The organism is Clostridium sp. HV4-5-A1G, assembly GCF_900184915.1.
Lineage (GTDB): Bacteria > Bacillota > Clostridia > Clostridiales > Clostridiaceae > Clostridium_B > Clostridium_B aromativorans.
The window spans coordinates 1-6780 of record NZ_FXYI02000180.1 but is presented as its reverse complement, the minus strand read 5'-3'; the positions used below and the strand labels follow the sequence as shown (position 1 = coordinate 6780).

The 6780-nt window shown below is 37.4% G+C and carries 7 protein-coding genes; all 7 read left to right on the top strand.

Features of this window, described 5'->3' with window-relative positions:
• The first annotated feature begins 253 nt into the window (after window positions 1-253).
• Window positions 254-1219, top strand: coding sequence for a thiamine pyrophosphate-dependent dehydrogenase E1 component subunit alpha (locus tag J5G60_RS15245; protein ID WP_279237951.1), 966 nt, complete (start codon window positions 254-256; stop codon window positions 1217-1219).
• A 17-nt stretch (window positions 1220-1236) separates the two neighbouring features.
• Entirely contained in the window at window positions 1237-2211 is a 975-nt protein-coding gene (locus tag J5G60_RS15240) for an alpha-ketoacid dehydrogenase subunit beta (protein ID WP_150357241.1), read from the top strand.
• Between the two features lie 162 nt (window positions 2212-2373).
• Window positions 2374-3678, top strand: a complete 1305-nt coding sequence (locus J5G60_RS15235; RefSeq protein ID WP_150357242.1) for an MFS transporter — start codon at window positions 2374-2376, stop codon at window positions 3676-3678.
• A 62-nt stretch (window positions 3679-3740) separates the two neighbouring features.
• Window positions 3741-4490 carry an SDR family NAD(P)-dependent oxidoreductase gene (locus J5G60_RS15230; RefSeq protein ID WP_179976986.1) on the top strand — a complete coding sequence of 250 codons (750 nt, stop codon included), beginning with the start codon at window positions 3741-3743 and terminating at the stop codon, window positions 4488-4490.
• Window positions 4491-4595: 105 nt separating this feature from the next.
• The gene (tdh, locus tag J5G60_RS15225; protein ID WP_150357244.1) at window positions 4596-5627 is read left to right on the top strand and encodes an L-threonine 3-dehydrogenase; all 1032 of its coding nucleotides are present in this window, start codon (window positions 4596-4598) and stop codon (window positions 5625-5627) included.
• Window positions 5628-5662: 35 nt separating this feature from the next.
• Window positions 5663-6550, top strand: a complete 888-nt coding sequence (gene lipA / locus J5G60_RS15220; protein ID WP_150357245.1) for a lipoyl synthase — start codon at window positions 5663-5665, stop codon at window positions 6548-6550.
• A 39-nt stretch (window positions 6551-6589) separates the two neighbouring features.
• Window positions 6590-6780, top strand: a 191-nt coding sequence (locus J5G60_RS15215; protein WP_328707015.1) for a biotin/lipoyl-containing protein, incomplete at its 3' end; no start/stop codon positions are given.

Sequence of the window (6780 nt, the reverse complement as noted above, 5' to 3'; positions counted from 1 at the left end):
GGATAATATTCAGATAAAGTGTTATTTTATTACTTTTTGTAATAATAAAAATGTTAAAATAATTAGCAATGCTAAAAAAATCAGCATGTAATGTGAAATTTTTGAGCACTGTTACTTTTATGACTTTAAACATAAAAATAGGCTGCGGCTTGGAATTGTCTCATGTAGTACTTTAAATTACATGATATTGGTATGATATATGCTAAAATAACATCATGTAATCAAATAAAAATCATAGGGAGGGATTATTGTTTTGACAGAAGTTGATAAGCAATTAGTAATCAAATTTTATAAGACAATGACTAAAATAAGAGCTTTTGAAAAGAATATTGAAAGTTTGTCTTTAAATGGAGAAATACCGGGCTTTGTTCACCTGTATATAGGTGAAGAGGCAATAGCTACAGGAGTGTGTGCAAATTTAACTGATAGAGACTATATAGAGAGTACTCACCGCGGGCACGGGCATACAATTGCTAAAGGAGCAGACATCAATAGAATGATGGCCGAAATATTTGGACGTGAAACGGGATTCTGCAGAGGGAAAGGGGGCTCAATGCACATTGCGGACTTTAACGTAGGAATGCTTGGAGCAAACGGTGTTGTTGGAGGTGGTTATAATTTAGCAGTGGGCGCGGCTCTTGCGATTAAATATCAAAAGAGAAAAGATGTGTCTGTGGTTTTCTTTGGGGATGGTGCCTCTAATAGGGGAACTTTTCATGAAGCGGCAAATTTTGCATCCGTTTTCAAATTGCCGGTGATATTTGTATGTGAAAATAATCAGTGGGCATCAACTACACCTTACAGGACAACTACATCTGTTGAAAATATAGCAGATAGAGCTGTAGGGTACAACATGCCCGGCGTTATAGTGGACGGCAATGATGTGTTTAAAGTTTATGAAGCGGCAAAAAAAGCTGTTGAAAGGGCAAGGCAGGGGCAAGGACCTACGCTTATAGAAGCTAAAACCTATAGAATCAAAGGACATTTTGTAGGTGATCCGGAAAAGTATAGGACAAAAGAAGAAGTTAAAGAGCAATTTGACAAAAATGATCCCATTAAAAATTTTGAAGAAAAGGTGTTAGATAAAAAATTAATGACCAGGGAGGAAATGGACAAGATTAAGGCAGCTGCGGATAAGAGTCTTGAAGAAGCTATAAAGTATGCAAAAGACAGTCCATTCCCTGATCCATCGGAGTTATATGAAGATCTATATGTATAAAAAGGGGGATGACTTAAATGAGAAAAATAACGTTTTCAGAAGCAACACGTGAAGCGATGGAAGAGGAAATGTCCAAAGATGACAGCATATTTATCATGGGGGAGGATATAGCAAGACAGGGTGGAATTTTTGGGCAGTTCAGAGGCCTTCCTCAGAAATTTGGACGTGAAAGAGTAAAAGATACTCCTATTTCAGAAACGGCAATAATAGGTGCAGCTATCGGGGCTGCTCTGGCGGGAATGAGACCTGTTGCCGATATGCACTTTGCAGATTTTATGGGAGTTGCAATGGATGAATTCTTTAATCAAATGGCAAAGGTCAGATATATGTTTGGAGGTCAGTGCAAGCTTCCAGTAGTAGTAAGGGCACCTGACGGCCTTTCAATTCAAGGTGCAGCACAGCACTCCCAAAGTATTGAATCATGGTTTATGCATATTCCTGGACTTAAGGTTGTTATACCATCGAATCCGGCTGATGCAAAGGGACTTTTGAAAGCTGCCCTTAGGGATGATAATCCAGTGATATATTTTGAAAATAAGATGCTTTATCCGCAAAAGGGACCTGTGCCTGAAGGGGAATATATAGATGAAATAGGAAAAGCTAAAGTGGTTAGGGAAGGTAAAGATGTGACTATTGTTTCTTATTCGATAAAGATGCAGCAGGCACTTGAAGCAGCAGATATTTTGGAAAAAGAGGGGATAAATGCAGAGGTTATAGATCTTATGACTATATCTCCCATAGATAAAACTACAATCTTGAATTCCGTTAAAAAGACCAATAGATTTGCAGTACTTCATGAAGCCGTAAAACAGGGAGGAGTTGGTGCAGAATTATCTTCAATAGTTGCTGAAGAGGCAATGGACTATTTAGATGCACCAGTAGTGAGAATTGGGGCACCATTTACACCAATACCTTTCTCGCCAACGCTGGAAAACGAATATAGGACAAAGACAGATGATGTTGTAAACAGGATAAAAGGAATGTTTGTTTAGCTAATTTTCAGTTTTAAGAAATTGAAGATGCCTAAAAACATATTTTGGGAGGAGTTTAAAGTATTTTATCCATATCTCCTCCCGAATAAATAAAAATTGCATATATTCAACTGGGGTTAATACAAGAGAGAATGTATTCAAAATTAGGAGGGTTATAAAATTATGTCTGTTAATGGTAGCCTTACGAGGAGAAAATATATAAATATTATTTTACCGCTGTTCATGGGTTCCGTGCTGGCTTTTCTTGACCGGCTCAATATATCCTATGCTGCTTTGACAATGAACCAGGATCTTGGATTCAGTGCCGAAGTTTATGGAATGGGTGCAGGAATTCTATTTTTTGGTTATGTTGTATTTGAAGTACCGGGGACTGTATTTGCTGAAAAACACAGTCCCAGCAAGTGGCTTGTGAGAATTATGCTTACCTGGGGTGTGGTTACCAGTCTTATGGCTGTTATTCGTACACCAATGCAATTTTATATTATTCGTTTCCTGATAGGTGCTGCAGAAGCAAGCTTTTATCCTGTCTGCTACTCTGTTATTATTCCACGATGGTTTAATGAAACGGATAGGCCCAAGGCCATTTCCATAATGCTCACTTCTCTGTTGGTTTCCAATATAATTGGATCTCCCTTGGCAGGAGTATTGTTGGGATTGTCCTGGTTAAGTCTTCGAGGATGGCAGATGCTATTTGTACTGGAAGGTGTTATGGCAATAATTGTTGGAGTTATATATATTTTCTGGTTAAAAGATAATCCAGAGGATGTAAATTGGCTGACAGCAGAGGAAAAGAAATCAATTACTGAGGAATCCAAAAAAGAAATAAGTGAAAAGGACAAAGTAAGAAAATATACTTTATGGCAGGCAATGGGTGATAAACAGGTTATTAAAATGTGTCTTATATACTTTTTGTGGATTACTGGTTTCTGGGGATTTGGATTCTGGCTTCCTACAGTATTAAAGTCAGTATCAGGTTTGAGCAATTCAAGTGTGAGTTTTTTGATTATTATTCCTATGACCATAGCTCTGATTGGTTTCATAGTCAATGGGAATTCCTCCTCTAAGACTGGAGAAAAGAGATGGCATGTGGCAATTCCCATGTTTATAGGAGCTGCTGGAATGGGCCTGGGAATAATGATAACCAACCCTGTTTTGAGTTTTATACTTACTTGTGTCACTGCTATTGGCGTATATGTTGGTATGGGAGTTTGGTGGACTTATCCTACATCCTTTTTATCTGGACCGGCAGCAGCTGGAGCTACGAGTTTAATTAACTCAGTGGGAAATTTAGGCGGTTGGTTTGGACCTTATTTGGTAGGATTTATAAAAACTCGTACAGGTTCTTATAATGGTGCTTATATGTACTTGACAGTTTCACTACTTCTTGCTGGTATATTTATACTGACTCTTCACAAAGTATCAGCTGATGAAACTGTGCCAAAAGATAGTATACCTACATCTAAGTAATCTGTTGCTATAGTATTTTCTCAATAAACTAGTTTTTGAATTTAATAAGGAAGGTGTTTGATTTGAATTTTGAGAATAAAGTTGTAGTTGTCACAGGAGGAAGTCAGGGAATAGGTAAAGCTATATGTAAAGGTTTTGCAGGTAAAGGTGCAAAGGTTTCAATCCTTGATATTAAAGAGGAAGAAACCCAAAAAGTTGTAGATGAAATAAAAAAGGATGGGGGAACTGCTAAATTTTATAAAACAAATGTAATGGACAGTTCTTCTGTTAAAGAGACCTTTGGCAAAATATTAAAGGAATTTGAGTATATAGACATACTTGTCAATAATGCAGGTATTGTCAATACAAAACCCTATGAAGATGTGACAGAATCCGAATATGACCTGGTTATGGGTGTAAACTTGAAAAGCGTCTTTAATACTACAAAGATAGTTTTCCCATTAATGAAGAAAAGGAGAAGCGGTAAAATTGTAAATATTGCTTCTGTAGCAGGTAAACGTGGCGGTGGGATTTTAGGAAATACGATATATGCGGCATCAAAGGCTGGAGTAATTGGACTTACAAAAGGGCTGGCAAGAGAAGGAGGTCCCTATGGTATAAATGTAAATGCTGTATGTCCGGGACCTACAGAGACACCTATGCTAAAAGAATTTAAGGGAGAAAGACGAAATAATTTTTTAAATACAATACCTCTCAGAAAATTTGGAAAACCAGAAGGTGTTGCGAATATGGTGATGTTTTTGGCATCTGATCTGGCGGAATTTATTACTGGAGAGATTTCAGATGTAGATGAAGGCATAATGATGGATTAGCAAAGTTTGTGGTGAACAGGCATTAGAGTTATATATACTTTAAATGCCTGTGATGTTCTGTTGTTGATTGAGAGTGACTATATTAAAAAAGGGGGAGCGAAGACTGTGAAAGCATTGATGAAAATGTTACCGGCTTCGGGGTTGGAATTGAGAGAAGTGGAAAAGCCTGTACCTGCCAGAGATGAAGTTTTAATAAAGGTTAAAGCAGCGGCACTTTGCGGTACGGATTTACACATCATAGACTGGAATATGTGGGCTCAGAATTCAGGGATCAAATTGCCGTTAATTGCCGGACATGAATGCTGTGGTGAAGTAGTAGAAGTGGGAAAAGAAGTTACTGGTCTTGAAATTAATGATCATGTTTCCGTTGAAACCCATATTCCCTGTGGAAAATGCCTGCAGTGTAAAATTGGTGAGCAGCATATATGTAATGATCTTAAAATGTTTGGTATCAATACCAATGGATGTTTTGCAGAATATGCGGTTGTTCCAGCAGTTTGTGCAGTGAAGATTTCCAAAAAGATTTCTTTTGAATTTGGGTCGGTTTTTGAACCTCTTGGAACTTCTTTCAGAGCTGTTCAAAAGTGTGAAGTAGCTGGTAAGAACGTAGCTGTCATAGGATGTGGATCCATAGGGCTGCTTGCGGTTGCCTCAGCTTTATATATGGGAGCTTCCCAGGTGATTTCACTGGATATCAGTTCTCCAAGACTTGAAATCGCTAAAAAAATTGGAGCTACTACAATAATCAATTCAGCTGAAGAAGATACCGTAAACAAAATTAAAAGCAGTACCAATGGTTATGGAGTAGATGCTATTATTGAATGTTCAGGGAATGTTGGAGCAATAGAGCAGGGATTCAAATTCCTCAGAAAGGGAGGCAAATATGCACTTATTGGACTTCCAGGAAAAAATATAAGCCTTGATCTTGGCAGCGAAGTGATTTTTAAAGGAGCATCAATATTTGGCATTCATGGAAGGAAAATGTTCTCTACATGGTATGCACTTGAGAATGCCCTGGCTTCAGGAAGGCTCAATATATCACCTGTGATAACTCATAAAATGGCTCTTGAAGATTTTGAAAATGGTATTGAACTTGCAAAAAAAGGCATAGCGAGTAAAGTGGTATTTATTCCTTAGTATGCAGACGAGTCGTATAGAAAGAAGTGATTATTTTGGGTACAAGGCCGCAATGGCTGAAAATGAAAGCACCTGATGCAGTTGTATTAGATAAAATGGAAAATATGTTAAAAGAACTTTCGCTTCATACGGTCTGTGAAAGTGCAAATTGCCCTAATATAGGACAATGTTTCAAACATGCTACAGCTACTTTTATGGCTATGGGTGATGTCTGCACAAGAAATTGTATATTTTGTGCTGTAGCTAAGGGAAAGCCGTTACCTTTGGATAATGAGGAGCCGGAGAGAATAGCAGCTGCAAGTAAAAAATTAGACCTTAGACATATAGTTGTGACTTCTGTTACCAGGGATGATTTAAAAGATGGTGGAGCAGGGCATTTTGCTAAGATCACAAGAGAAATTAGAAGAGAAAATCCAGAGTCGACTGTTGAGCTTTTAATACCGGATTTGGAGGGAAATTGGAGTGCCTTAAAAAAAATAATTGAAGCAAAGCCGGATATTATCAACCATAATATTGAAACAGTAGAATCTTTATATAAGAAAGTCAGGCCCATGGCAATTTATAATAGATCTATTGAACTTTTAAAACAGGTGAAAATTTTAGATAAAAATATATACACCAAAAGCGGCATAATGGTTGGGCTGGGAGAAACCAAAGTTCAGGTAATCAAAGTGATGGATGATTTATTAAAGGCAAAATGCGATATATTCACTATAGGTCAGTATCTTAGACCATCTAAGAACCATCTGCCTGTTTTTGAATATGTTGCTCCTGAGCAGTTTGAGGAATATAAGAAGATAGCACTTGAAAAAGGATTTAAATTTGTTGCATCTGGACCTTATGTTAGAAGTTCTTATAAAGCCTTTGAAGGTATGAAAGCTTTAAAGATGGATAATAAATGTTACAGTTCTAATTTTAGTTGAAAAAGACAATATGCTATTTAGATGTTAGGAGGGTTTTTAATGAGTTGTATTGAAGTGATGCCTAAACTTGGATTGACCATGACAGAGGGGACCCTGGTAGACTGGCATAAAAGTGAAGGGGAGAAAGTTGAAAAGGGAGAAGTTCTGTTTGAAGTTGAGACGGATAAGCTTACAAATGAAATAGAAGCAAAAGAAAGCGGAGTACTTAGGAAAATACTGGTAGAAGAAGG